Source organism: Corallococcus sicarius (genome assembly GCF_003611735.1).
GTDB classification, from domain to species: domain Bacteria; phylum Myxococcota; class Myxococcia; order Myxococcales; family Myxococcaceae; genus Corallococcus; species Corallococcus sicarius.
In genome coordinates, this window is sequence record NZ_RAWG01000065.1 from 1 (window position 1) to 24489 (window position 24489).

The 24489-nt window shown below is 68.7% G+C and carries 22 protein-coding genes; 14 read left to right on the plus strand and 8 right to left on the minus strand.

Going from position 1 to position 24489, the window contains the following annotated elements; translation table 11 throughout:
* Positions 1-151: 151 nt before the first annotated feature.
* Positions 152-739: a Crp/Fnr family transcriptional regulator gene (locus D7X12_RS12930; RefSeq protein ID WP_120625583.1), complete on the minus strand. Its 588-nt coding sequence runs from the start codon at positions 737-739 to the stop codon at positions 152-154.
* 66 nt (positions 740-805) lie between these two features.
* On the opposite strand from D7X12_RS12930, the gene D7X12_RS12935 reads away from it, so the two are divergent.
* Complete coding sequence (locus tag D7X12_RS12935) at positions 806-2062, plus strand: sterol desaturase family protein (protein ID WP_120625584.1); 1257 nt, start codon at positions 806-808, stop codon at positions 2060-2062.
* Between the two features lie 138 nt (positions 2063-2200).
* Here the strand turns inward: D7X12_RS12935 and D7X12_RS12940 are convergent, their stop codons facing one another.
* Positions 2201-2653 (minus strand): hypothetical protein, encoded by a 453-nt coding sequence (locus tag D7X12_RS12940; protein WP_120625585.1) that lies wholly within the window; start codon positions 2651-2653, stop codon positions 2201-2203.
* Positions 2654-2838: 185 nt separating this feature from the next.
* On the opposite strand from D7X12_RS12940, the gene D7X12_RS12945 reads away from it, so the two are divergent.
* The 3 genes from D7X12_RS12945 to D7X12_RS12955 all read left to right on the plus strand — a co-directional run bounded on the left by D7X12_RS12945 (position 2839) and on the right by D7X12_RS12955 (position 5923).
* Positions 2839-4308, plus strand: coding sequence for a matrixin family metalloprotease (locus D7X12_RS12945; RefSeq protein WP_147443627.1), 1470 nt, complete (start codon positions 2839-2841; stop codon positions 4306-4308).
* A 62-nt stretch (positions 4309-4370) separates the two neighbouring features.
* Positions 4371-5276, plus strand: a complete 906-nt coding sequence (locus tag D7X12_RS12950; protein WP_147443628.1) for a hypothetical protein — start codon at positions 4371-4373, stop codon at positions 5274-5276.
* A gap of 107 nt (positions 5277-5383) precedes the next feature.
* Positions 5384-5923 carry a hypothetical protein gene (locus D7X12_RS12955; protein ID WP_244224527.1) on the plus strand — a complete coding sequence of 180 codons (540 nt, stop codon included), beginning with the start codon at positions 5384-5386 and terminating at the stop codon, positions 5921-5923.
* A 37-nt stretch (positions 5924-5960) separates the two neighbouring features.
* Here D7X12_RS12955 and rph read toward each other — a convergent pair whose 3' ends face one another.
* Together rph and D7X12_RS12965 are read right to left on the minus strand one after the other, a co-directional pair.
* Positions 5961-8558, minus strand: a complete 2598-nt coding sequence (rph, locus tag D7X12_RS12960; RefSeq protein WP_120625589.1) for a rifamycin-inactivating phosphotransferase — start codon at positions 8556-8558, stop codon at positions 5961-5963.
* Positions 8559-8753: 195 nt separating this feature from the next.
* Positions 8754-10586: an Ig-like domain-containing protein gene (locus tag D7X12_RS12965; RefSeq protein ID WP_120625590.1), complete on the minus strand. Its 1833-nt coding sequence runs from the start codon at positions 10584-10586 to the stop codon at positions 8754-8756.
* Positions 10587-10947: 361 nt separating this feature from the next.
* Between D7X12_RS12965 and D7X12_RS12970 the strand changes: the two genes are divergently transcribed.
* On the plus strand, positions 10948-11976 hold the full coding sequence (locus tag D7X12_RS12970; protein ID WP_120625591.1) for a hypothetical protein: 1029 nt from the start codon (positions 10948-10950) through the stop codon (positions 11974-11976).
* A gap of 133 nt (positions 11977-12109) precedes the next feature.
* The gene (locus D7X12_RS12975; RefSeq protein ID WP_244224521.1) at positions 12110-13195 is read left to right on the plus strand and encodes a trigger factor; all 1086 of its coding nucleotides are present in this window, start codon (positions 12110-12112) and stop codon (positions 13193-13195) included.
* A gap of 22 nt (positions 13196-13217) precedes the next feature.
* On the opposite strand, the gene D7X12_RS12980 is transcribed toward D7X12_RS12975, so the two are convergent.
* Complete coding sequence (locus D7X12_RS12980) at positions 13218-13595, minus strand: hypothetical protein (RefSeq protein WP_244224522.1); 378 nt, start codon at positions 13593-13595, stop codon at positions 13218-13220.
* A 63-nt stretch (positions 13596-13658) separates the two neighbouring features.
* Positions 13659-13928, minus strand: coding sequence for a hypothetical protein (locus tag D7X12_RS12985; RefSeq protein ID WP_120625594.1), 270 nt, complete (start codon positions 13926-13928; stop codon positions 13659-13661).
* 97 nt (positions 13929-14025) lie between these two features.
* On the opposite strand from D7X12_RS12985, the gene D7X12_RS12990 reads away from it, so the two are divergent.
* From D7X12_RS12990 to D7X12_RS13015, 6 genes are all read left to right on the plus strand, one after another.
* A complete protein-coding gene (locus D7X12_RS12990; protein WP_120625595.1) occupies positions 14026-15249 on the plus strand; it encodes a helix-turn-helix domain-containing protein in 1224 nt (407 codons plus the stop codon).
* 45 nt (positions 15250-15294) lie between these two features.
* Positions 15295-15981, plus strand: coding sequence for an NHL repeat-containing protein (locus tag D7X12_RS12995; protein ID WP_120625596.1), 687 nt, complete (start codon positions 15295-15297; stop codon positions 15979-15981).
* The gene (locus D7X12_RS13000) at positions 15978-16682 is read left to right on the plus strand and encodes a DUF899 domain-containing protein (RefSeq protein ID WP_120625597.1); all 705 of its coding nucleotides are present in this window, start codon (positions 15978-15980) and stop codon (positions 16680-16682) included. Before D7X12_RS12995 ends, D7X12_RS13000 begins: the two co-directional genes overlap by 4 nt.
* A 252-nt stretch (positions 16683-16934) precedes the next feature.
* On the plus strand, positions 16935-18692 hold the full coding sequence (locus tag D7X12_RS13005) for an SBBP repeat-containing protein (protein WP_158620042.1): 1758 nt from the start codon (positions 16935-16937) through the stop codon (positions 18690-18692).
* Between the two features lie 179 nt (positions 18693-18871).
* Positions 18872-19561, plus strand: coding sequence for a hypothetical protein (locus tag D7X12_RS13010; RefSeq protein ID WP_147443629.1), 690 nt, complete (start codon positions 18872-18874; stop codon positions 19559-19561).
* A complete protein-coding gene (locus D7X12_RS13015; protein WP_120625600.1) occupies positions 19558-19950 on the plus strand; it encodes a pYEATS domain-containing protein in 393 nt (130 codons plus the stop codon). Before D7X12_RS13010 ends, D7X12_RS13015 begins: the two co-directional genes overlap by 4 nt.
* Positions 19951-19973: 23 nt before the next feature.
* Here the strand turns inward: D7X12_RS13015 and D7X12_RS13020 are convergent, their stop codons facing one another.
* Positions 19974-20855 (minus strand): ADP-ribosylglycohydrolase family protein, encoded by an 882-nt coding sequence (locus D7X12_RS13020; RefSeq protein WP_208718990.1) that lies wholly within the window; start codon positions 20853-20855, stop codon positions 19974-19976.
* Between the two features lie 298 nt (positions 20856-21153).
* Here D7X12_RS13020 and D7X12_RS13025 point away from each other — a divergent pair, with 298 nt between their 5' ends.
* Positions 21154-22095 (plus strand): DUF808 domain-containing protein, encoded by a 942-nt coding sequence (locus D7X12_RS13025; protein WP_120625602.1) that lies wholly within the window; start codon positions 21154-21156, stop codon positions 22093-22095.
* A gap of 6 nt (positions 22096-22101) precedes the next feature.
* Here D7X12_RS13025 and amaB read toward each other — a convergent pair whose 3' ends face one another.
* Positions 22102-23646: an L-piperidine-6-carboxylate dehydrogenase gene (amaB, locus tag D7X12_RS13030; RefSeq protein WP_120625603.1), complete on the minus strand. Its 1545-nt coding sequence runs from the start codon at positions 23644-23646 to the stop codon at positions 22102-22104.
* Positions 23647-24004: 358 nt separating this feature from the next.
* Between amaB and D7X12_RS13040 the strand changes: the two genes are divergently transcribed.
* Positions 24005-24424 carry an immunoglobulin-like domain-containing protein gene (locus D7X12_RS13040; protein ID WP_147443630.1) on the plus strand — a complete coding sequence of 140 codons (420 nt, stop codon included), beginning with the start codon at positions 24005-24007 and terminating at the stop codon, positions 24422-24424.
* Positions 24425-24489 lie beyond the last annotated feature (65 nt).

A 24489-nucleotide genomic window follows, 5' to 3' on the forward strand; every position in this document is an offset into this window, starting at 1 on the left:
CCCCCCCGTCAGGGGCCAGCGAGGAGGAGGGCGAGCCCCCCTGCCCTGCCTGCGGAACGGCCGCCCCCCTGGTCGCGGGCGCCTGCGGCGACTGCGGCCTCCAGCTCGAGTAGGCGTCGGCCCTGCGCAGCCGGGAGTCCCAGGGGCCCGCTCACTCCGCCCGCTTGCGGCGCCGCGACATGATGCGGCTCAAGGCCACCTCGGTGATGCCGAGGTAGGCCGCCACGTCGCGCTGGGGAACCCTTCCCTTCAGGTGGGGATGCTCCTCCCAGAACTTCACGAGGCGCTCCTCCGCGGACAGCTCCAGGAACTCCTGCTCACGGCGCTCCTTGAGGACGAAGTGCTGCTCCGCCACCCGGCGCGCCAGCCGCTCCCAGCACACGTGGCCCTGCTCCAGTTGCTGGAAGTCCCGCGTCTGGAACACCAGCACGTGGCTCGGCTCGAGCGCTTCAATCGCTGTCATGGACGGCAGCCGCTGCAACATCTCCGCATAGGCACCAATCAGCTCTCCCTCGGCGCGGAAGGCCTTGATGGACTCGCCCCCGCGGGGCGACACGCGCACGCCCCGGAAGACCCCCTGAAGCACCACGGCGAACCGGTCCGCCGCGTCCCCCGGACGCATGAAGAGTTCCCGCTTCGCCAGCGACTGCTCCTTCGCCACGGCTTCGGCCTTCACCCACTCCTCGGGAGGAAGCGGGGCCAGGGTGGCGAGGCGCTCGAAGAGCTTCGGGAATCTCACGTCGCGGGGACCTGGGCTTGACCTGGGTTAAGGCGGAGGCGGCTTGGGGAAACATATACCGGGGGCATGTCCCTCAACGTCTATGCCGTGGCCACGCCCTTCGTCATCGCCCTGGCCCTGGCGGAGTTCGCCTGGTGCGTGGTGCGGCGCAACGGCTACTACAGCTTCCAGGACTCCATCGCGAGCATGGGCACGGCGGTGATGAACCAGTGCGTCAACGTCGCGGTGGCCCTGCTGGTGCTGCCCCTCTTCACGCAACTGGGCCAGTACGCACCGTGGCGGCTCGACGCTTCGTCGCCGTTGTCGCTGGTGGCGCTCTTCCTGGGCGTGGACTTCCTCTTCTATTGGTTCCACCGCTTCGGGCACCGCACCAACATCGGCTGGGCGGCGCACTCGCCGCACCACTCCACCGAGGAGCTCAACTACGCGGTGGCCTTGCGCGCGAGCGTGACGCAGCGCCTCTTCTCGTTCCTCTTCTACTGGCCGCTGGTGCTGGTGGGCTTCCCGCCGGAGGCGGTGCTGGCGATGGTGGCCTTCCACCTGGTGCTCCAGTTCATCCCCCATACGCGGGTCATCCCCAAGCTCCCCCGGTGGGTGGAGTCGTGGCTGAACACGCCGTCGCACCACCGCGTGCACCACGCGCGCAACGACGCCTACATCGACAAGAACTACGCGGGCTTCCTCATCATCTGGGACCGGATGTTCGGCACCTACGCGGAGGAGACCGAGCCGTGCTCCTACGGATTGACGACCCCGGCGAACACCTGGGACCCGACGGCCATCAACTTCCAGGCGTGGGGCCGGCTCGTCGCGGACGCCGTCGCCACGAAGCGCCTGGGAGACAGGCTGCGCATCTGGGTGATGCCCACGGGCTGGCGGCCCGCGGACCTTCCTCCGCGTGCGTTGGGGTACTGGAAGCAGGAGGGCGTGGAGGTGAAGTACCACTCCCGGGAGCTGTCCGGCGTCCGTGGCTACCTCGTCTTCCAACTGTTCGCGTCGATGCCGTTCATGCTCCTGGTGAGCCACCATGCCTCACCGCTGTCGGGCTGGCAGAAGGTGGCGTTGAGCCTGCTGCTCTGGGCGATGGCGACCGCCTGGAGCGGGATGCTGGAGTCGAAGGCGTGGAGCGAGCCGCTGGAGCTCGCACGGGTGCTCGCCATGGGCGTGGCGGTGACACTGTGGCTGGTAGGCGCCAGCGCGCCCCCGGCGTGGAGCGCGCTCACGGCGTCGTGGCTGATGGTCTCGCTGGTCTGGCTGCGGGTGGCGCGCGGCGGCGCCGGCCAGAAGCCCCCGTCCTCCGAGGTCCCTTCAACCCTCCTGTGACCACCGCCTCAAGGGGGCGCACCCCAGGGCTCAGAACAATCCGCCCCAGAGACTCCTCAGGGATCGCATTGCTCGATGCGACTCCGACAGCAGCATGCCCACACGCGTCGGTGGCACATCTTGTCGAACACCCGCCCGTCAGTCTTGAGCGCTCTGCGACGATGCGCTCCGGGAACGGCCGGGGCGCATCGCCAGCACCGCCGCGATGACTTCGCCCACGCCCAGGAGGACCACGCCCCAGAGCAAGGCCTCCATGAGTTCATCGCCGGAGCCACTCAGCAGCGGCTCGCTCAGCCCCATCCCCATCACTACCGTCCCCAGGCCCGAGAGAATCCCCAGGACGATGGAGTACGTGCGGTGGCGGCCGGTGAGGTTCAGGAAGAGCATCACCAACCCCCCCGCTCCCAGCACCAGGATGGTGATCCCCAGGCCGAGAACCGCCCCCAGGGCGTCCTCGGCGCCCTGAGCCCAGGCACGGGACGCGACGAGGACGCTGGCCGTGCCCAGCATCCAGGACAGGTGCGCCTTCAACGCGGCGACGGAGGGGACGCGCGAGGGCTTGAGTTGCTGGCAAGGGCCTGAGGGATGCATCCAGAAAACACTACCAGCTCACGCCTCCACGGGGGAGGGCGGCCACTTCGCCGTCAGCGTCGCCCTCTACCTCATACGACCAGAAATGAGGGGTCCTTGCGTATCTCGTTCATCCCGTCCTCGCCCCGCGCCTGGGGCTCGGGAGCAACGAAGGCCGCACTGGGGAAATGATGAAACGACCTGGATTGACCGCAGTCTTCCTGATGGGATTCCTGCCCGCCGCGACGGTGAGCGCCTATGTGCTCAACTCGGGGGCCCGGTGGAGCGACAATCCCTATGTCATTGATGTCATCGCCGGCCCGTTCCAAACCCACTTCGGGCTGGACGCCACGCGCACCATGCACATGGCGCGCTCGGGCCTCCAGGCCTGGATGAACGTGGGCGTGGGCTTCGCCACCCACCACGCGTTCTACAACACGACGCCCAGCGCGTCGGACATCGAGGTCGAGGCGAAGACGTGCTGCGATGGCGACTGCACCTCGGGGTGCCTCGGGCGCGCGACCAACGTCCCGTTGTCCGACAACTGCGCCCTCGACATCTACAAGAACACCAGCAGTCCCGAAAACTACTCGGACGACCGCAGCGGCACCTGGGACATCCAGTCCATCCTCTCTCATGAGTTCGGGCACTGCCTCGGGCTGGGCCACCCCTCCACCCCGGAGGAGGCCATCATGAAGCAGGGGCAGTACGCCTTCGCCGCCTATGCGAAGCGCTTCCCGCGCGTGGACGACAAGACGGGCGGGCAGAACGCGCAGTACATCGCGGACTACCCCATCCGGGTGCGGGAGCGCACCGGCGGCGCCTGGACCCAGGTGGCGAAGACTTCCGGTAGCGTCGGCGTGGCGACCCGCTCGGATGGCTGGTCCCTGGTGGCCTATGAGACGGACCCCACCCGGGACACCACCAGCAACGTGGCCCACCTGGCCATCTCCGCCACCGGCGGCGTCAGCCCCGAGTGCATCAACTGGAATGAGTGGACGTACGACGGCGTGGCCGTCTCCGTGGACACCTCGGGCGGCTTCGCGAAGGCGTTCCTCGCGGCCAACGACGGAGGGCAGATCCTCGTCTACCGGAACATCTACCCCGCCCTCCTGGGCTGCATCGCGGGGACGCGCACCCTGACGACGATGTCGTCCCGGCGCCGTCCCAGCCTCGCGTACGACACGGGCACCAGCCGGCTCGTGATGACCTTCATCGACCGGGAGAGGGGCCAGCTGCGAATCTCCACCTCCGACAGCTCCGGGGCGTGGACGACGCCCACGCTCCTGAACACGGAGTGGACCGACGCGCCCGTCGGCATCGACTGCGGCTACTGGGCGCCGGCCGGTGCGAACCGCTGCTTCCTGGCCTTCCCCGCCGCGGATGGCACCCACACCCTGCGCATCGCAGAGGGCTACATCAATGCCTCCGGCGACTACGTGCACGTGGGGACCTACGTGACCGGGGGCTGGACCCTCAACATCGCGCCGGACATCCAGATCATCAACGGGAACCGGCTGGAGATCCTCCACGGGGCCACGGACAACAACCGCACCGCGTATATGTATGTCCGTGATTGCAGCAGCGGGTGCACGGACTCCACGTATCCCCTGGATCAGCGGACCTACCTCGGCGGTGGCATCTCGAGCACGAAGCTGGTGACGGCGGCTCCATGAGCGACGCTCGCGCAGGCCTGTCACGACACCTCGCTGTGAATGACTTTCGGAGCAAGCCCATCATGATGTCTTTCAAGAAGCAGGGAATGACGCTCGTCCTTGGAGCGGTCCTGGGTGTGAGCGCCACCGGCGTGGCGACGGGGTTTTTCCCCGAGCAGGCCCGGTTGGGGCCCGTGGCGACACAGGGGCAGATCCACGATGACCATGGCGAGTATGCCTTCGGTCCCGAGGGGTACGTGGCCCAGTCGGACGTCATCGTCACGGGCCGCATCACCCGGGTCCTCGACGCACGGACGTACACGCGGGGGAGCAAGAGCCCGCGGTACTCCCACCAGCTCGAGCTCGAGGTGGACGAGGAGCTCTACCGGAACACGGAGCGCGCGCCCGGCGAGCGGAGCGCGCGTCTGGTCGTCTCCGTGCCCGCGGCGGGAACGGACCTCTCCACGGGACGCGCCCACATCGCGGCCCCGGGCGGTGGCACGCACCTGTTCTTCCTGCGGCGCTCGCCGTGGGTCCCGGGGGCCTTCGTGCTCCTGCGGGGGGAGAACGGGCGCATCGACCTGACGGGCCCCTCGGTACGGCACGAGGTGCTGCGCGGCGGCACGCCCTCCGCCGTCCTCGACGAGGTGCGGCGCTACGCCGCGACGGTGCGGGTCTCGCTTGCCTCGACGGTGCGCGAGTCGCTGGGTGCGCTGCCCGAGGACGTGAAGCCGGGCCGGTTCTACGGGCGGAGCAACACGCCGGCCGCGCTGCGGCAGGCGCTGAAGACCCAGGAAGACGGGGTGCTGGTGTTCGACGCGCTGCCGGAGGGCGCGGTGGCCTCGCGGCTCCACGTCCTCAACGTCGGGGGCAAGTGCTTCGTGCGCATGCAGTGGGAGCCCGGTGCGGCCTCCGGCCCGGTGGCGCTCCATGTGAAGGACGGGGTCCTCCCACCGACGTGTGAGGCACTGCTCGACAAGACCTTCTGACCCACACCACGGCCCGCTTCGAGCAGTCGAGGCGGGCCGTGGCCCTTGAGGGGGAAGCCCCCATCCTCCGAGGCCCCTTCAACCCTCCTGTGACCACCGCCTTGGCGATGCCGGCGTCGAAGCGGTCGTCGGCGGCACCCTTGAGAGAGCCGAGCGACTTCAATAGCGGCACGAGCTTCACGTGCAACACGAAGCAACCCTGGGCCATGAACAACACCCTGTCGTATGGATTTGCTGCGGCGAGCCTGGCCGGGAAATCGGAAAGCGATGTGACTTGCGCTTGTTACGCACTGAAGTTCACCAGCGGAGCCGTGAACGGCCAGACGTTCGTGGCCCAGGTGATCAATGCGTCAATGGGTGCGGGTTCGGGTGAGAACCGTTTCGATCTGATGATTCCTGGCGGTGGCGTTGGCATCTTCAACGGGTGTCAGAGCCAGTGGAGAGCGCCAAGCGACGGTTGGGGTGCCCGATATGGCGGTGTCAGCAGTCAAAGCCAGTGCTCCCAGTTGCCGACGCAGCTGCAGGCGGGTTGTAACTGGCGATTCGGCTGGTTCAAGAACGCGGATAATCCGACCGTGACCTACCGTCGGGTCAAATGCCCGGCGGAAATCATTGCAAGGTCTGTTTGCAAGCGAAAGGATGAATGAGGGGGATAGGACCTCGACCGACCCTGTTGCCGCCCGGCTAGGAGGACAGGATCTCGACGTACCCGTCCGTTCCATGCACGCGGATCCGCTGCCCATCCCGGATCCGCAGGGTGGCCTGCTCCACCCCCACGACGGCCGGCAAGCCATACTCCCGCGCGATCACCGCGCCATGGGTCATCAGGCCCCCGACCTCCGTCACCAGGCCCTTGATCGCGACGAACACGGGCGTCCAGCTGGGGTCCGTGTAGGCGGTGACCAGGATGTCGCCCGCTTCGAGTTCGGCCTCCGCCATGTCCAGGATGACGCGGGCCCGCCCCTCGATGATGCCGGCGGAGACCGCCAGGCCGACCAGCGCGCCGGCCGGCAAACCGTCGCGTCGGTACGCCCCGGCGATGACCTCGCCCTCCGACGTGAGCACGCGGGGCGGCGTGAGCGCTTGATACGACCTGAACGTGTCCTTGCGCTGGCGGATGAGCTGCGCATCCACCTGGTTCGTGCGCAGGACGTCGTGGAGCTCCTGGAACGTGAGGTGGAAGATGTCTTCCTTTTCACGCAGCACACGGGCCTGCACGAGGCGCTCGGCTTCCTCCAACAAGGCCTGCTTGTAGACGAAGTAGCGGTTGACGATGCCGTACTTCGGATACTCCCGGTACCCGATGAAGGTCCGGACCCGGTCGATCATCCGCTTCGTCTCTTCGGCCTTCCGCGCTCCGTCCGGCAAGGCCCGCAGGCGCTCCAGCAGCTCCTGTTCCTTCTTCCAGGCCTCCTGCCGTCCCTGCTCGAAGCGCCGCGCGCCGGCGCCCGGCTCGAAGTTCTTGATGTTGCCGAGGATGAGGGGCACGAGCGTGGTGGGGCGTTCACTCCAACGCGGCTTCGTGATGTCGATCTCGCCGACGCAGCGCATGCCGTACGTGTCGAGCCAGGCCCGGATGGCGTCCCGCGCTTCCCGCCCGCCCGCGAGCCTGGGCAGCTCGTCCAGGAAGCCCTCGTCCTCGACGTGCTGCAGGAAAGCCACCACGTCCGGATGCGGGCGGATTGCGTCCGCGACGTCCAGGAGCGCCAGTCCCATCTCCGACGTGACGTTGTGGGGGACGGACTGCGTGAGCGTGTCGGCTGCGTTCTTCTCGCCCAGCCACGCCTGCAGCTGCTCGTTGAGCCACCAGGAGGCCTCAATCCCCGCCATGATCACCTGATGGCTTCGCGGATCGAACAAGAGCCGCTTCAGCTCCTGGAGGTCCGCCAGGATGAAGTCGAACAGCGCCGATCCGGGCTTCATCCGGATGTCGCGCTTCAAGGAGGCGAGGGAGGCCTGGCTGTGACCGATCAGCTCGTCGACGATGGCCGGATGGGTTTCGATCGGGGCGGGTGCGCCGCCAGCTGGCGCCCCGCCGGGCCCTCCGTCCGGGAGCGACCGGATGAAGTCGCCGCGTCCGAGGATGCTCTGCAGCGCGTCCCCGATCAGCGGATCGGATTTCCCCAGGCCCTCCAGGAGGCCCGCGCGGCTCGCTGGCGAAGCCAGGCCCCGGGTGACGTCGACGAACAACCTCCCGCCGGCCTCGTACATCGGCCGCAAGGCCGTCAGCTGGAACAGGGAGAGCCCCAGGGGCTTCATGGCGTCGGTCATCATCTGCTGATGACCGACGGAGACGTAGACGTGGTTCTCCCCGTCGCCGGCCGTGGGGATGGGGAACAGCGTGGTGATGGGCCGGCTCTGGACGATGTGGATGTCATCGTCGACCAGGCACCATTCGATGTCCTGGGGGCGGCCGAAGTGCGCTTCGATCCGCCGGCCCAGCTGCGCGAGCCGCACGACCTGTGCATCCGTCAGCGCGGGCTGCTGCTGCCGCTCCGGCTCGATCACCTGTTCCTGCGTCCCGCCTGCCGGCGAGGCGTGGATGGCAAGCTGCTTGGTGCCGACCGCCTTGGAGATGACCTCGCCGTCCCGCACCTTGTAGACGTCCGCGTTCACCCGGCCGGAGACCAGGGCCTCGCCAAGGCCGAAGCTGGCCTCCAGCGAGACGACCTTCCGGCTGGAGGTGACGGGGTCGGCCGTGAACAGGATGCCGGCCGCCTGCGGGAAGACCATCTGCTGCACGACCACCGCCATGCGGACCTTCCGGTGGTCGAAGCCGTTGCGCAGGCGGTAGGTCACGGCCCGCTCGGTGAAGAGCGAGGCCCAGCACCGGCGGATGTGCTGGAGGATCGCCGCGGGCCCCACGACATTCAGGAACGTGTCCTGCTGGCCCGCGAAGGAGGCCGTCGGCAGGTCCTCCGCCGTCGCGCTCGAGCGGACGGCGCAGGCAACGTGCTCACCGAGCCGGGCGAGTGCGCGGCAAATCGCCGCCGCCAGATCGTCAGGGATGGCGGTCCCTTCGAGGGTCCGGCGGAGCTCCGCGCTGAGCGCGCGGAGCTGCTCCCGGTCGTCCTGCTTCAGGCGCGACAGCCGCTGGAGCTGTTCGTCCATCGACGGTGCTTCCGTGAGGATCCGCAGGAAGGCGTCCGTCGTCACGCAAAAGCCAGCCGGCACGCGGATGCCGTCGATCCGCGAAAGCGCCCCCAGATGCGCGCCCTTGCCGCCAACGACCGCGACCTGTGTCTGGTCAACCTCGTGGAAGCCCAACACGTAGCTGCGCATACGCGCACCGCCCTCTCGCGAAAGGGCGGCACTGTAATCCTGACTGCGGATTGACGTGCAGCCAGTCCGCGCGTGCCCTTCCCTTCAAACTACCAGGTGTGCTTGACCATGCGTGCCCGGTAGTCGTTCGCCTGGGGGCGCGTCTGCTCTGCCACTCTTCACCTGGCCCTCGTCCTTCACGTTGATGCGCAGGCCCTATGGCAGGCGGCGGACGAAGTTGACGATCCGCGGAGAGCCCGTCGGGAGGTCGGCGAACTCGCCCCAGGCGATGGTGACCTGTCCCCGGGCGTCGAGTTGGAAGGAGGGATGCAAGGCCCCCCTCGTCGCGGAGGACACGCGGACGGGCGCGCCCCAGGTGCTGCCAGTCCAGCGCTGGAGGTAGACGTCGGACACCTTGTCAGGCTCATCTGCGTCCCAGGCCACCACCGGGTTGCCGGAGGCGTCGAGCCGCAGCGTCGCGCTGCGGACGTGGGCCGCGGGCACCTGGGCGCCCAGCGCTCCGCCCACGGGCTCCCAGGTGCTCCCCGTCCAGCGCCGCACGTAGAGGCGGGACGCGAACCCTCCCTCGGGCTGGTACTCCGCCCAGGCCACCACCGGGTGTCCTTCCGCATCGAGCGCGAGCGAGGACCTGCCCGCGGACGTCGTCCCGTCGAGCGCGTCCAGGGGGTCGCCCACGGGCTCCCAGCCATCGCCGGACCAGCGCCGCACGTAGACCCGGCGCGTCTTGGGGGTCCCCTCCCTGGACTCGGTCCAGGAGACGACCGGGGTGCCGTCCGCCGCGAGCTGGAGCGAGGGCCAGATGGCATCGGTGTCCCCGGCCTCGGCGCTGAGGGGCTCACCCACGAAGGCCCAGCCGGCGCCCGTCCACCGCGCGACCTGAATCACCTGCGGAACCGAGTCGCTTTCCCAGGCCACGACCGGCTGGCCCGCCGCATCGAGGCGCAACGTCAGTCCGTAGGCGGTTCCGTCCGTCAGACACAGCGGGGCCCGCTCCTCCGACCACGTCTCGCCGGTCCACCGCTGGACGTGGATGCAATCCGGCCCGTCCAGGACATGCTCGATCCACGCAACGACGGGAGAGTCCGTGGCGTCGAGCTGGAGCGCCCAGCCCAGGGTGTGCCACAGCGGGCTGCCCACGGGAACCCACGACTCACCCGTGAAGCGCCAGACATGGACGTGCGATTCGGACAGGACGCCCTCGCTCCAGGCCACCGTCGGCAGGCCCTTCGCGTCCAGTTGGAGCGACGGATCAAATCTGGCGTACCTGCCGCCCGCGTAGAGGGCGTCCTCAAAAGGAATCAGCCGGGTGGTCACCCATTTCCACTCTCCGCTCCGCCAGGAGAGTGGGTTGCCCGCCCGGTCCGTGACGGGGGGGAGGAAGAGGAAGTTGACCTCGTAGCGCAGCGTGCGGACGTAGCTGGGAAGGGGTTCAACGGGTGGCTTCAGGGTGAGCACCGTCCCGTCCGGGGACAGGGATTGCTCCGGCCTGATGAAATTGCCGCCGCGGGTCATCCACAGGTTCGACTCGAGGGTCTCGGGAACGATGGGCTCGGAGAAGACGGCCTGGATGGGGGCGTCCTCCGAGACATCGCGCGTGCCGGACTCGGGGGTGCGCAGCGCGAGATAGGGCGGCGTCCGGTCCACCACCACCCGCCGCGAGCTGCTCATGAAGGACTGGGTCCCCACGTGCGCCCGCGCGGACAGGGCGTGCTCGCCCTCCTCGACGGTCCGGGTGTCCCATTCGAAGGTGTTGGCTCCCCCCGGCAGCGAGGTGAGGAGCGCGCCATCCAGGAGCAGGTCCACGCGGTCGGGCAGCCGCGGACCGCTGATCTCAAGGAAGGGGTACAGGTGGGCGTTCACATAGGTCACTTCGACCGGGTCCGGCTGGTGCCGCTCCCCGGGCATGATGAGCCGGACGGACAGGAAGACGGGGTCGCCCGCGTCAGGCTCCAGTCCCGCGTCAGGCTCGGTGCCTGCGTCGGGTTCGGTGCCCGCGTCCGCCGTGCTCCCAGCGTCGCGGGGCGGCACACCTCCGTCCCCCAAAGAGGGCCTCTCCAAGGGGGAACATCCCGCCAGCAAGAGGACCACCAGCACACCGTTCAGCCCACGCATTCGCCCCCCCGGACTGGGCACGTGCCATCCAGCAGCCCTCGGCGCACCCATGGGGGACATACGTGTGCTGCCCTTGACGCTGGTCGCCCCCCGAATCAGCCCGCAGCCGGGTCTGCGGTCCCGAGCAAAGTGTGCGAAGTTGGAGCACACCAATGATTCCAAGGACTTGGCGCTTGGACTGCGCTGTTTGAGACGGGGGCAGGTCCCAAGCAACTTCCGAACGTGTGGTGCGATAATCCAGGCAAGTTCCAACCATTCAATCTTTGTGAGGCCCCCCATGGGTTTCCCCGACATCAAGAAGACCTTCAACACCGTCCGCACCAACGTCCAGAAGACCTTCCAGGAGAACAAGGAAGTCATCAAGGGCGGGATCGCGGTCGCCAGCCAGGGCGTGAAGGCCGTCAACTTCGGCAAGGACGCCTTCCAGCAGATCAAGAACATCAAGACGGGCGCGGAGGGCATCCTCGGCAAGGCGAACGCGGCCTTCGTCCGCAACCCCACCTTCGCTCAGGGCGCGTTCAAGGGCCTCACCAAGTTCGGCGCGAACATGAACGCCGCCATGCGCTACGCCGGCATCCCCGGCGCGGCGATGGCGGGCGCCACGGCCTTCAAGGACGTCCGTCAGGCCATCCGCTCGGGCAGCAAGGACGACATCATCACGGCCACGCGCTCCAGCCTGGACGCGGCCAAGGCCACCGTCACCGCGGCGACGGGCGGCATCGTCGGCAGCAAGGTGATGGGCGGCGTGCTGGGCGGCACCATCATGAAGGGCAAGCTGGAGGCCGGGAAGAAGGCCGCCGAGGCCTTCAAGAAGGCCCTCCCCAACGCCAGCGACGACGTGCTCAAGGCCGTCAAGAACGCCGCCACCAAGGGCATCTTCGAGGGTGGCGCGACGAAGGCCGTGAGCCGGGCCGTCACGTCCGCCGCGGGGGACGCCGCGAAGGCGGGTGGCACCCTGGCCAAGGGCATCCTGGGCAGCGGTACGCGCTCGGCGGCCAAGGCCGCGCTGTCCACGGCGGGCCGGGAGGCCGGTGAGGTCGCCCTCAAGGCGGGCGCGAAGGCCGCCGCGGGCACCGCCGCCAAGACGCTGGGCCGGTTCGCTCCGGGCGTCAACGTGGCCATCGCGGCCATCGACGTGGCCAACGCGGGCGCGACGCTGATGGACAAGAACGCGAGCACGGGCAAGAAGGTGACGTCGGTCATCACCGCCGTGGGCTCCATCGCCGCCGCCACCAACATCCCGGTGGTCAGCCAGATTGGCGCCGCAGTCTCCACGGTGTCCAGCATCGTGGGCGCCTTCTTCTAGGCAAGAAGCAGCGCGGTCATCCTTTCGCGGTTTGTCAGAGCGGCTCGGCTGGACTAAGCCTTGGTCCATGCCGAGCCGTCGCTTTGTTCCCCATTGGCGCGGTCGCTGGCACGCCTTCATCCCGGGAGCATTCGTGAGCAACCAACAAGGCAATTCAGGATCAGGTCAGGGCGTCGAGCGCCTTCTGAAGATGAGCCCGGTGGTGAGCACCGTCTCCGCCGAGGCCCTCAAGCTCCCCAGCGTGGCGCCCCCCTCGCTGGAGGGGCTCTCCGTGCGCGTTCCCACCCCGGACGACCTGACCGAGGAGGACCTGCTGCGCGCCTTCCACGAGAAGCGCCGGGCCCTGGCCACCACGCGCGAGCGTCAGCCGGGCGAGTCGCTGGAGATGGGGGACGACGTCCAGCTCAACATCGTGGGCTACTGCGATGGGAAGCTCATCCCCTTCTCCGCGCGCTTCGGCATGACGTCGGAGCTGGCGCCCATCGAGGCGCTGCCCGGGTTCTGCGAGGCCGTGGCGGAGGGTGGCAAGGTGGGCGCGTCCATGCAGATCGCCCTCGAGCTGCCGGCCGACTACCCGGTGGAGCACCTCCAGGGGAAGCCGGCGCGCTTCCTCGTGGACGTGGTCGCCGCGCGCCAGGTGACGCTGCTGCCGGAGAGCTCCCCCGAGTTCCTGACGAAGCTCGGGATGGGCAGCACCCTGGAGGAGGTCATGGACAACCTCCGCGAGGAGCTGGAGGACGAGCTGTCCGGGCAGCTCTGGGTGCAGGCCCAGGACATGGTGCTGGACGAGCTGGCCCGGCGCGCTCCGGTGGAGCTGCCGCGGGCGCTGGTGGACGAGGAGCTGCGCCGCCGCTGGGTCCAGGCCGAGGGCCAGGCCATGGTCGAGTACCAGTTCGACGTCGAGGAGCAGCAGGAAGCGCTCCGGGGCTGGCTCACGGACCCCGCCACGCGCGAGGACGTCGAGCGGCGGCTGCGCATCGGCATCGCGCTGAAGGCCGTCACCGAGGCGGAGAAGCTTCAGCTCACCCCGGAGAACCTCGAGGAGCTGATCCGCGAGCACATGGAGCCCTTCGGGTTCGGCGCGGAGGAGGTCCACGCCGCCCTGCGCGAGACGCCGGAGACGACGCGCCGCCTCACCGAGCTGGGCTGGTACCTGCTCGCGGTGGAGCACGTCATGAACAAGGCGAAGGTCACCTTCGAAGGGGCCGAGCAGGCCTGAGGCGCCCTTGCGCGGCCGTGGCTCAGCCTTCGCTGAGCCACAGCCCCAGGCCGCCCAGCAGGCCCAGGCCGAGGAACAGCACGGCCATGCCCCACGTCTGGCGGCGCGACCACCGGAGCGCTTCACCGTACCGGTAGCCACAGATCAGGATGAGGGCGGCGAACCCCAGGCAGATGGACGCGGGCCCCAGGGCAACCAGCACCTTGCGGGGCGTCCCGCTCACATCCAGCACCGCCAGCAGCACCAGCGGCCAGAAGCCGATGACGAGCAGCCCCAACACGAGCCCGACGCCCCACCGTCCCTCGGGGCTGGACAGCTCCAGGAAGTCCAGGACGTGCCACCACCAGGAGCGGGGAGGCTCCTCGGGCTCGCGACGATTGCGGGGGGCGGTGGGCGGCACGCTCGGGGGCTCCTGACAGTGGGGGATTTCTAATGCAGCCCGGCGCCTTTTAGAAGCTCGGTATCAAGAGTGGATGCGCCACCTTCGCAGCATGCGCCTGCCAAGCCATCCACTCGCGATACCGGATGAGAGGACCACGAGCACCTTGCCTGCGCCAACGATACCGGGCGCCACGGCATGCGCGGCGCTCGCCCCGAGTCCTGCCGCGGACAGGTAGGCCGCGACGCACAGCGGGCACTTGGGCAGCAGCACGCCCGTGAGGGCCAGCAGGAACGCGACGATGCGCGAGACGCGGCCCGGCGCGAGGTTTCTTGGGGTGTGCAGGGTCCGCATGGGAGCCTCCGTGGAAGTGCAATCCCTATCCAGGGCGGCCCGCCCCGGGGAGTAACAAGCGCGGCGCGAATCCCAGGGGCGGGGTTAGCCTGCCGCCATGGACTCCCTGATTGCCGCGGCCGCGCGGGCACTCTCCACGGGCGATGCGCTGGGGGCGCTGAAGCGTGTGGCCCTTCGCGAGGACGCACCGGCGCTCGCGCTGCGTGGCATCGCCATGGCGCAGCTGGGCGAACATGGGAAGGCCCGCGAACTCCTCCGGCGCGCTGCCCGTGGCTTCGGTACGAACGAGGAGCTTGCACGCGCGCGCTGCAAGGTGGCCGAGGCGGAGGTGGCGCTGGTGGTGCGCGACCTGACCTGGTCTCCCCGCGCGCTGGAGTCGGCACTCCTGACACTTGAAGCCCGGGGCGACCGGGTGAATGCCCTGCATGCCCGACTGCTGGCCATCCGGCGCCTGCTGCTGCTCGGGGCCATCGCGGAGGCCGAGCGCGCGCTCGTCCGACTCGACACCCGCGGCATGCCCCCCTCACTCGTGGCCATCGCCGAGCTCGTCACGGCGGAGGTCGCCCTGAGATTGATCCGGACGCGTCCCGCGCGCGAGGCGCTGGAGCGGGCGCACGAAGCCTCACGGCGGGCGCGCGTGCCCGCGCTCATCGCGGAAGTCGAGCAGGCCCGCGCGGAGCTGGACCGCCCCGCCGCACGGAGGCTTCGCGCGGGCTCCGAGCGGGTGCTCCGGCTCGAAGAGGTGGAGGCCGTGCTGGCCTCGGGTGAGCTCGTCATCGACGCCTGCCACCGCACGCTCCGCGGCGGCACGTTGGAGGTATCGCTGGCCCGGAGGCCGGTGCTCTTCGCGCTGGCCCGTGCGCTTGGCGAAGGCGGCCCGGAGGGTGTGGCCCGGGAGGTGTTGATGGCCCGCGCGTTCGAGGTGCGCCGGCCCAATGAATCCCATCGGGCCCGCCTGCGGGTGGAGCTGGGGCGACTGCGCGCGGTGCTCGCGCCCCTTGCGCGGATCGACGCGACGAAGACGGGCTTCGTGCTCACACCGCACGCGGCGCACCCCGTCACCGTGCTCCTGCCGCCCATCGAGGGGAGCCAGGCTTCGCTGCTCGCACTGCTCTCCGACGGCGAGGCGTGGTCGACCTCGGCCCTGGCGCTCGCGCTGGGGGAGAGCCAGCGCACCGTCCAGCGAGGGCTTGCTGAGCTTGAGGCCTCGGGCCGGGTGCACTCCCTGGGGCGTGCCCGGGCCCGGCGCTGGCGCTCCCCTCCCCTCACGGGATTCACGACGACGTTGTTACTCCCGGTGTCCGTGCCCGGTGGGTACTAGTTCTCCTGGATGCAGTGACGGAAAACCCCGACGAGGAGCCACGAGATGACGCGTACCCAGACAAAGGCAGCCAGGACACAACCACCGGCGCCCGTGCACGCCGCGGAGGTCGTGCGGGAATACGGCCCGTTCCCGGGCGCGGAACAGGTGAATGGCGTCACCCATGACGGCAGCCGCGTCTGGGCCGCCACCGGCACGAAGCTCATCGCCTTCGACCCCGCCAGGGGTGAGCCCACGCGGACACTCGACGTCGCGTCGGACGCGGGGACCGCCTTCGATGGCAAGCACCTGTTCCAGCTCGCGGAGGCCCGCATCGACAAGATTGATCCGCAGACGGGCCGCGTCGTCGCGTCGATACCGGCGCCCGGCCATGGCAGCGACTCGGGGCTCACCTGGGCCGAGGGCTCGCTCTGGGTGGGCCAGTACCGCGACCGCAAGATTCATCAAATCGATCCGGAGACGGGCGCCATCCTGCGCACCATCGAGTCAGACCGCTTCGTCACCGGGGTGACGTGGGCCGATGGCGAGCTGTGGCACGGCACCTGGGAAGGTGACGAGAGCGACATCCGTCGCATCGACCCGGACTCGGGCGCGGTGCTCGAGCGGCTCGTCATGCCGCCCGGCACCATTGTGAGCGGGCTGGAGTCAGACGGCGGAGCGCTGTTCTTCTGCGGAGGCGGACCCGCGGGAAAGGTCCGCGCCGTGCGCCGGCCGAAGGGAGCGGGACGATGAGCCAGCACCCGATTGTGTCACGCGAGGAGTGGCTGGAGGCGCGCAAGCGGCTGCTGGCCAAGGAGCGGGAGTTCACCCACCTGCGCGATGCGCTGAGCCAGGAGCGGCGCGAGCTTCCCTGGGTCCGGGTGGACAAGCCCTACGTCTTCCAGGGTCCGAATGGAGAGGAGGCGCTGTCGCAGCTCTTCGCGGGGAGGAGCCAGCTCATCGTCTACCACTTCATGTTCGCCCCGGAGTGGGACGCTGGCTGCAAGAGTTGCTCGTTCTGGGCCGACAGCTTCAATGGCATCATCCCCCACCTGGAGCACCGGGACGTGAGCATGGTTGCCATTGCTCGCGCACCGCTCGCGAAGCTCCAGGCCTACGAGCGCCGCATGGGGTGGAGCTTCAAGTGGCTGTCCTCCGGCCAGAGCGACTTCAACTACGACTTCGGCGTCTCGTTCATGCCCGAGGAGCTCGCGCAGAAGCGAGCGACGTACAACTACGCCCCGTTCAGCGGCGACATCACGGACAAGCAAGGCATCAGCACCTTCATCAAGGACTCCGACGGCACGCTGTTCCATGCGTACTCCTGCTACGCGCGCGGCGTCGACCCGATGAACGCGGCCTATCAGTACCTGGACCTGGTGCCCAAGGGGCGCGACGAACAGGGACTCGCCTTCCCGATGGAATGGCTCCGGCGCCGGGACGAGTACACCTGAGCGGACGGCCTGGATGGCAGGTGTTCCCCGGTGGACATGTCTGTTCGCGGCCCGGTACACTCGGAGTGAGCCAAACATGTCACGCCGAGTCAAGAGGAATCAGGGCCCATGAGAAGACTGCTGCTCCTTGTCGCCGCGTTCATTGCCTTCATCGGGACATCGCCCGCTTCAGCACAGACGCTGCAATGGGCCAGGAGTCTGGCTGGCAATGGCTCCAATATCTACCATCTGGAAACCGGCGCTAGCGGGTCCGTGTACATCACGGGGAACTTCTTCGGCACTTCCGACTTCGACCCGGGCACGGGCACCGCGAACCTGACGAGCGTCGGGTTCGCGGATTGCTTCATCGCCAGGTACGACGCGAGCGGAAACTACCTCTGGGCAAGGCGCATTGGCGGCGGCGACACGGAGTACACCTACGGGCTGGCGGTCGACAGCACGGGGGCCGTCTATGTGGGCGGCTACTTCCGTGGGACGGTCTCTTTTGATTCATCCAATACCCTGACGAGCATTGGAAGCTACCCGAACCTCTTCATTGCCAGATATGACGCCTCGGGGAACCTGACCTGGGTGCGAGGCATGCTGGGCACCGGGAGTGGCTACCTGCGCGGGCTGCGCCTCGACGGTACGGGGAACGTCGTGGTGACCGGAACGTTCACCGGCACCCTGGATTTCGATCCGTCTTCGACAGCGGCGCTGAACCTGACGTCCAGCGGCAACTACAACCTCTTCATTGCCAGGTATTCGTCCGCGGGCAACGTCGTCTGGGCCAGGATGATCGACTCGTCGGACGGCATCTACTTCCCAAGCCTCGCCGTGGACTCCAATAGCAACATCCTGGTGGCCGCCAGCTACGCGGGCTCTCTCGACGCCGATCCGAACAGCGGCACGGTCTGGGTCTCCGGGCCTCCCTCGGCCTCGGGTCCCACCAGCTTCTTCCTCGGGAAATACACCTCCAGCGGCACCCTGGTCTGGGCGCGAGGCGTGGTGGGAGCCGGGAGCGACGACCTGGGCGTGGGGAGCGGGGTTGCCGTGGATGGCAGTGGCAACGTCGTCGTCACCGGCTATTTCGCCGGGACGGCCCACTTCGGCTCGCAGAGCCTGACTTCAGCGGGTAACTGGGATGCGTTCGTCGCCAGGTACTCGTCCACCAACGTGCCGCTGTGGGCCGTCCAGATGGGTGGGCCGGGCTCGGAGACGGGGAGCGGCGTCGTGGTTGACACCTCGGGCTCCATCTATGTCGTGGGGACCTTCTACGACTCCGGGGATTACCACCCTGCTCCTGGCTCGACCGTGACGCTCACGCATCTGGGCACCGCCGGAAACACGGCGGATACGTTCCTCGAAAAGCTCGGCTCCGACGGCTCCTACCAGTGGGTCCACGCGCTGAACAGCGCGTCGGATGAGCTCACCAAGGACATCACCCTGGATGGCTCGAACAACCTCTACATCAATGGCTTCACCCACGGCACGGTCGACTTCGACGTGGGCACCGGGACCGCCAACGTCACCGGGAGCACGGCCGCGAAGTACGCCCTGTCCACCACCAGCGGGCTGGTCCCCATCATGACCAGCCATACGACTCCCACCGGGAGCGTGACGTCCAGCGGCCTCTACTCCTCCGGCTACGAGGCCTGGAGGGTCTTCGATGGCAGCACGGCGTCGCTCTGGCTGTCGAACTCGAATACCTCCTCGGTCTGGATTGCCTATACGTGGGGTGGCGGGACGGCGAAGACCGTGAGTTCGTATGACCTCCGGTACAACAATGGAAGCTGCTGCGAGCAGCGGGGCCCCAAGAACTGGACCCTCCAGGGATGGAATGGCTCGTCGTGGATCACCGTCGATACGGTGACCAACCAGACGGGCTGGTATTCGAATCCCTTCCGGACCTACGCGGTCGACTCGCCCGGGAGCTACACCGCGTATCGCCTCTTCATCACGGCGGACAACTACAACAACGTGACCTATCCCATCACGCTCGTGTCCATCGCGACGATCCAGTTCTACTGAGCCGCGGGCGGGAGGACGACAGTCCCAGTGGGGGGGAAGCGGCTCTCCCCCTTGCCCGGTGACAGGCGCTGCAAGCGGTAGCGGCGCCCCTTGTTGCGCGTCCTTTCACGGCCCTCAACCGTAGGAGCAGGGCCGAACGTCTCTTGTGCGGCTCCGCCACCGCGCCGCTCGGAGGAAGCTTGGGTACGTTCGTTCATCTCCTCGCACTCGAAGCCGCAGAGCCGCAGCTCGGGCCGGAGTGGGTGTTCGAGGTGGTGCTGTACGCGTTCCTTCTCATCGGCGGGCTCCTCCTCATCTTCCTCTCCATGCTGGGACACGAGCGGTTGAGGAAGGGGCAGACCAGCAAGGTCACCATCAAGGACCTCTTCTCGTTCGAGTCGAACCTCGTGGGGCTCTTCGCGCTGATTGGCCTGACACTCATTGGCGGGGGCTTGTTCCTGCGGTTCTCGGACTATCGAGGCAGGCTCAAGGATGTCGAGGCAGCCCAGAAGGGGCTCGAAGAACAACTCAAGTGGGAGCGCGAGCGGGGGCAGGAGGTGCTGGAGAAGTACAAGTTCCTGAGCCTCGAATTCCTGCTCGACTTCCCGCCGGACTCCCTTCCCGGAGACAACACCCAGGTCAAGGTGAGCGCGGTCGTGACGCCGAAGGACGAGGAGAGTGCACCCAAGGTGGGACTGGTGGCGACCCGGCCGGAACCCGGCGGGCTCGTCGCGATCGTGCAGAGCCTGCGCCCGGGGGATGTCGTCATTCTTCGCGCCACGAATGGCAAGCAGTCGTGGACCAGCAAGTCCTTCCTGGTGCCCTCCATCGCCATCAAGATGGAAAAGAGCCAACCGGGCCCGACTCAACTCACGGAAGACACGCCATGAAGCGTCTGTCCGCCACACTCGGAATCATGGGGGTGTTGTTCGCGTCGGGCGCCCTGCTTCCACCGCTCTCGGCCGGGGCCGCGCTTCAGCCCGTGCCTGGACAGACGCAGTCCCTGCGGGTGGGGAATGATGCGGTCCGTCTTGGAACGAACCTCTGGCGATGGACGGCCTACATCGAGGCGCCCGACGCGGTCCTGCGACAGGTTCGCTGCGTGGAGTACACCTTGCACCCCACGTTTCCGGATCCTGTTCGTGAGATCTGTGAGCGGGGCAAGGGGCCACGCGCCTTCCCGCTCGAGGCGACGGGCTGGGGCTCGTTCACCCTCCAGGTGCGTGTCTTCTTCGAGGATGGCCACATCCAGAAGCTGACGCGCAGGCTCCGCCTCTAGCCCGGTGCCATCCCGCCGCGGCGTCACACCCGGCGGCGCAGGGGCTCCCGCGCGGAAAGCCACGGCGCGGGAATGGATGAACGGCCCGCGCTCAGGGCGACGATGCCCCCCACCATGGCGCAGGTGGTGTCCCGGTCTCCAAAGCCGGCCACCGTGCACCAGAGCGCTTCCTCGAAGGAGTCAATGTGCCTTGCCGCGCACCACACGGCGAAGGGCACGGTGTCCTCGGAGAGGACCTTCTGCCCGCTGCCCAGCGTGCGCGCCGCCGAGGACGGGCTGGACTCCAGCGGCCAGGCCCGGGCCTTCTCCAGCCCCTGACGGGTGGCGCCGGCGGGCGTGCAGTCCAGCACCGTGCTGAAGAGCTCCGTCACGGCGCCGCGGGCGTCCGGCGTCTGGCACGCCCACGCGGCGGCGACCGCGATGGCGATGGCGCCCGCCTGTCCCTCCGGATGCGCGTGCGTCACCTCCGCCGACGCGCGCGCTTCGGACACCACCCGGGTCAGGTCTCCCGCGAAGTACGCCCCCAGGGGCGCCACACGCATGGCCGCTCCATTGCCCATGGAGCCCTGCCCTTCGAAGACCTCCGCGGACACCTCACGCCAGGGAAGCCCGAGCCCCAGCTTCCACAGGATGTCGTGCGCGGTTCCGCCATAGCCTCGGTTCTTGTCGCGGCGGTAGCGCTTCGCGAAGAGGCCCGCGAGCGCGTCCGGGTCGACATGGCCGTGGTCTTCCAGCACCTGGACGACGGACAGCGCCATCTCCGTGTCGTCGGTGTAAGCCCACGGTGCGCGGGGTACGACACGCTGCTCCACCCAGGGCTGTACCAGCTCATGCGCGCCGAAGAAGCGCTCGCCGAAGGCATCCCCGACGGAAACACCCTCCAGCGAGACAAGGGCGCGAGCCATCCGCGCCGCAGCGTCCATCGGTTTTCGTGGGGTATCGCTCACGCCATGCCTCCAAGCTCGTCGTAGCCCAGGGCCGCACCCGTCCCGGCCTGGTTCCACGGAGCGTGCCATCGCCCGCACCCTCGGGCTGACGGTGGAGGCCCCGGGCGCGCGGATCTGCCTCCTGCCGGACGCTCCCTCTCCCCCGGCCCCCGGATGCCGCCCCGGGCTGCGCGCCGGACTCCCCGCTGCGGCTCCTCTGTGCTAACCCGCGTTGGCCTCAAGGAACCCACCAACCCCTCCAGCCCGGACACCTTCCATGGCAGGCAGCAGCCTTTTTGCGCTCCTCGACGACATCGCTTCCATCCTGGATGACGTCTCCATCCTGACGAAGGTCGCGGCGAAGAAGACGGCGGGGGTGCTCGGAGACGACCTGGCGCTCAACGCGCAGCAGGTGACGGGCGTGAACGCGGACCGTGAGCTGCCCGTGGTGTGGGCGGTGGCGAAGGGCTCGCTGGTCAACAAGGCCATCCTGGTGCCGGCGGCGCTGGCCATCAGCGCGCTGGTCCCCTGGCTGGTGACCCCGCTGCTGATGGTGGGCGGCGCCTTCCTCTGCTTCGAGGGCGCGGAGAAGCTCGCGCACAAGTTCCTGCACAGCGAGGAGGAGGACAACGCGCACCGCGCCGAGCTGCGTGAGGCGCTGGCCAACCCGAGCGTGGACCTGGTGGCCCTGGAGAAGGACAAGATCAAGGGCGCGGTACGCACCGACTTCATCCTCTCCGCGGAGATCATCGCCATCACGCTGGGCACCGTGGCGACGGTGGGATTCGCCACCCGCGTCTCGGTGCTGGTGGGCATCGCCCTCATCATGACCCTCGGCGTGTACGGGCTCGTGGCGGGCATCGTGAAGCTGGACGATGCGGGGCTGTACCTCAGCCGCCGGCCCGGGGCCTTCCAGCGCGGCCTGGGCGCGGGCATCCTCCGCACGGCGCCGTGGCTGATGAAGTTCCTCTCCGTGGCGGGGACGGCGGCCATGTTCCTGGTGGGCGGCGGCATCCTCGTGCACGGCGTCTCCACCCTGCACCACGCGGAGGAGTCCTTCTCCGCCTGGGCGTCCAACGTGCCGGGCGTGGGCGGCATCCTGGGGGGGCTCGCCCCCAGCCTGATCAATGCCGCGGTGGGGCTGGGCACCGGGGCCGTGCTGGTGCTCCTCTTCACCCTGGGCAAGAAGGTCGTGAAGGGCCGAGGCGCGAAGAAGTAGCGCGCCTCAGAGCTCGAAGCGGATGCCCTGGGCCAGCGGCAGCGCGTCCGAGTAGTTGATGGTGTTGGTCTGCCGGCGCATGTACGCCCTCCATGCGTCGGAGCCGGACTCGCGGCCTCCGCCCGTCTCCTTCTCGCCGCCGAAGGCACCGCCAATCTCCGCGCCGGAGGTGCCGATGTTGACGTTCGCGATGCCGCAGTCGGAGCCGGCGGACGACAGGAAGTGCTCGGACACCTTGAGGTCCTGGGTGAACACGGCCGAGGAGAGCCCCTGCGGCACGCCGTTCTGGATGGCGATGGCCTCCTCCAGGGTCCGGTAGGGCAGCACGTAGAGGATGGGCGCGAAGGTCTCCGTCCGCACCACCTCGTCGTCGGGGCGGACTCCGGTGATGAGGGTGGGCAGCACGAAGTGGCCGGGGCCGCCGCGCGCGCGCCCGCCGCTCACCACCCGCCCTCCCGCCGCTTGCGCCTTCTCCACCATCGCCTCGAAGCGCCGCACGGCCGCCGCGTCGATGAGCGGCCCCATGAGGACGCCGGGCGTGAGCGGATCGCCCATGTGCGCCTCCACCTGCACGTACGCGGCGGAGAGCCGGGCGACCACGTCGTCCACGATGGACTCATGCACGATGAGCCGGCGCGTGCTGGTGCAGCGCTGGCCGGCGGTGCCCACCGCGCCAAACACGATGGCGGGGATGGCCAGCTTCAGGTCGGCGGTGCGGTCCACGATGATGGCGTTGTTGCCCCCCAGCTCCAGGAGGCTTCGGCCCATGCGCTGGGCCACGCGCACTCCCACCTGACGGCCCACCGCGGTGGAGCCGGTGAAGCTCACCAGCGCGACGCGCTTGTCATCCACCAGTCGCTGCGCCAGCTCCGTCCCGCTGTCGTTGAGCAGGAAGAACACCTCCGGAAAGCCCCCGGCCTTCAGCGCCTCGTTGCACAGGCGCGTGGCGGCGATGGCCGACAGCGGCGTCTTCGGAGAGGGCTTCCAGACGCAGACGTTCCCGCACACCGCGGCGATGAACGCGTTCCACGCCCACACCGCGACCGGGAAGTTGAAGGCGCTGATGATGCCGACCACGCCCAGCGGGTGCCACTGCTCGTACATGCGGTGGCCGGGGCGCTCGGAGTGCATGGACAGGCCGTAGAGCATGCGCGACTGGCCGACGGCGAAGTCCGCGATGTCCACCATCTCCTGCACCTCGCCATCCCCCTCGGCCTTGATCTTCCCCATCTCCAGCGACACCAGCGAACCGAGCGCGTCCTTGTTGCGGCGCAGCGCCTCGCCGCACAGGCGGATGGCCTCACCCCTCCGGGGCGCGGGGGTCGCCCGCCACGCCGCGAAGGACTGCGCCGCCCTCTGCATCAACGCCTCGTAGTCCTCCACGCTGGCCGAGGACACGCGGGACAGGCGCTCGCCGTTGCTGGGGTTGTGGACCTCGATGTCCGCGCCCGCGCCCGCGCCCGCGCCCGCGCCGGACCACTCGCCATTGCCGAGGTACGTGCCGGGGTTCCGCTCCGAAAGGCCAAGCGCTTCGAGGATGGCGTGGGGCATGGAGGTCTCGCTCGCAAGTGGGGCACGAGGGGTGCTCCCAGGTCAGGCCCGCGTACCACACGGCGTGCCTCGCGGCCCAGGACGCGCAGCGTTGTCCGCACCGTGCGGCGCAAGCGTCGCACCGCGTCCAGGACGAGCGGCGGGAGCGCTCCATGCCCATGGCAAAGTTCCAGGGCGGCCGGCTGTTGCCTGTCATTCATCGGCGCGCGGCACCCGCCGGCTCAGATATCTGTGAGGCCTGACGGCACGGCTGCGGATTTCGGAGAGGCCCTCGCGCGCAATCCTCCGAGAAGACATGGGATGAGATTGGCCCGGCGGCTGCATCCGCACCGGGACTCATTCCCAGGAGAGAACGCAGATGCGACCCACACTTCCGTTGATGGCCCTCACCCTGCTCCTCGCCGCCTGTGGGGAGGTCGAGGTCTCCCTCGCCACGGACGCCACGGAGTACCAGCCCGGTGACACCGTCCAGCTCGTGCTCGAGAACCAGGGCACCCGCGAGGTGGGCTACAACCTCTGCTTCGTCCGGGTGGAGCGCCAGGAGGACGGCGGGTGGGTGTACACGCCGCACCTGGACGCGAACGAGGTCTGCCCGGCCATCCAGCACACGCTGAAGGTCGGCGCGGAGGCCCAGGGCACGCTGCGGCTCCCCGCGACGCTGCCGGCCGGCGAGTACCGCGTCGTGAACGATGTGGACACCCTGAGGACCGACTCCGAGGGGCGGTCCGCCCAGGAGCCGGTGACGAGCAACACGTTTGTCGTTGGCGAACTCCCATGACCTCCCGCGGCTGACACGCCCGTGCGCATGCAGTGAACAGTCGCCGCACGGGCGCGCTCTTTGTC

What these genes read in the sequence shown, in the direction of transcription:
- D7X12_RS12955 (WP_244224527.1), top strand. Translation starts at nt 5,384, where the DNA reads ATGCCGGCGTCGAAGCGGTCGTCGGCGGCACCCTTGAGAGAGCCGAGC.
- D7X12_RS12995 (WP_120625596.1), top strand. Translation starts at nt 15,295, where the DNA reads ATGACGCGTACCCAGACAAAGGCAGCCAGGACACAACCACCGGCGCCC.
- D7X12_RS13025 (WP_120625602.1), top strand. Translation starts at nt 21,154, where the DNA reads ATGGCAGGCAGCAGCCTTTTTGCGCTCCTCGACGACATCGCTTCCATC.
- D7X12_RS13020 (WP_208718990.1), bottom strand. Translation starts at nt 20,855, where the DNA reads ATGGCTCGCGCCCTTGTCTCGCTGGAGGGTGTTTCCGTCGGGGATGCC.
- D7X12_RS12985 (WP_120625594.1), bottom strand. Translation starts at nt 13,928, where the DNA reads ATGCGGACCCTGCACACCCCAAGAAACCTCGCGCCGGGCCGCGTCTCG.
- D7X12_RS12990 (WP_120625595.1), top strand. Translation starts at nt 14,026, where the DNA reads ATGGACTCCCTGATTGCCGCGGCCGCGCGGGCACTCTCCACGGGCGAT.
- D7X12_RS12970 (WP_120625591.1), top strand. Translation starts at nt 10,948, where the DNA reads ATGGGTTTCCCCGACATCAAGAAGACCTTCAACACCGTCCGCACCAAC.
- D7X12_RS12950 (WP_147443628.1), top strand. Translation starts at nt 4,371, where the DNA reads ATGATGTCTTTCAAGAAGCAGGGAATGACGCTCGTCCTTGGAGCGGTC.
- D7X12_RS12940 (WP_120625585.1), bottom strand. Translation starts at nt 2,653, where the DNA reads ATGCATCCCTCAGGCCCTTGCCAGCAACTCAAGCCCTCGCGCGTCCCC.
- D7X12_RS13015 (WP_120625600.1), top strand. Translation starts at nt 19,558, where the DNA reads ATGAAGCGTCTGTCCGCCACACTCGGAATCATGGGGGTGTTGTTCGCG.
- D7X12_RS13040 (WP_147443630.1), top strand. Translation starts at nt 24,005, where the DNA reads ATGCGACCCACACTTCCGTTGATGGCCCTCACCCTGCTCCTCGCCGCC.
- D7X12_RS12935 (WP_120625584.1), top strand. Translation starts at nt 806, where the DNA reads ATGTCCCTCAACGTCTATGCCGTGGCCACGCCCTTCGTCATCGCCCTG.
- amaB (WP_120625603.1), bottom strand. Translation starts at nt 23,646, where the DNA reads ATGCCCCACGCCATCCTCGAAGCGCTTGGCCTTTCGGAGCGGAACCCC.
- D7X12_RS13000 (WP_120625597.1), top strand. Translation starts at nt 15,978, where the DNA reads ATGAGCCAGCACCCGATTGTGTCACGCGAGGAGTGGCTGGAGGCGCGC.
- rph (WP_120625589.1), bottom strand. Translation starts at nt 8,558, where the DNA reads ATGCGCAGCTACGTGTTGGGCTTCCACGAGGTTGACCAGACACAGGTC.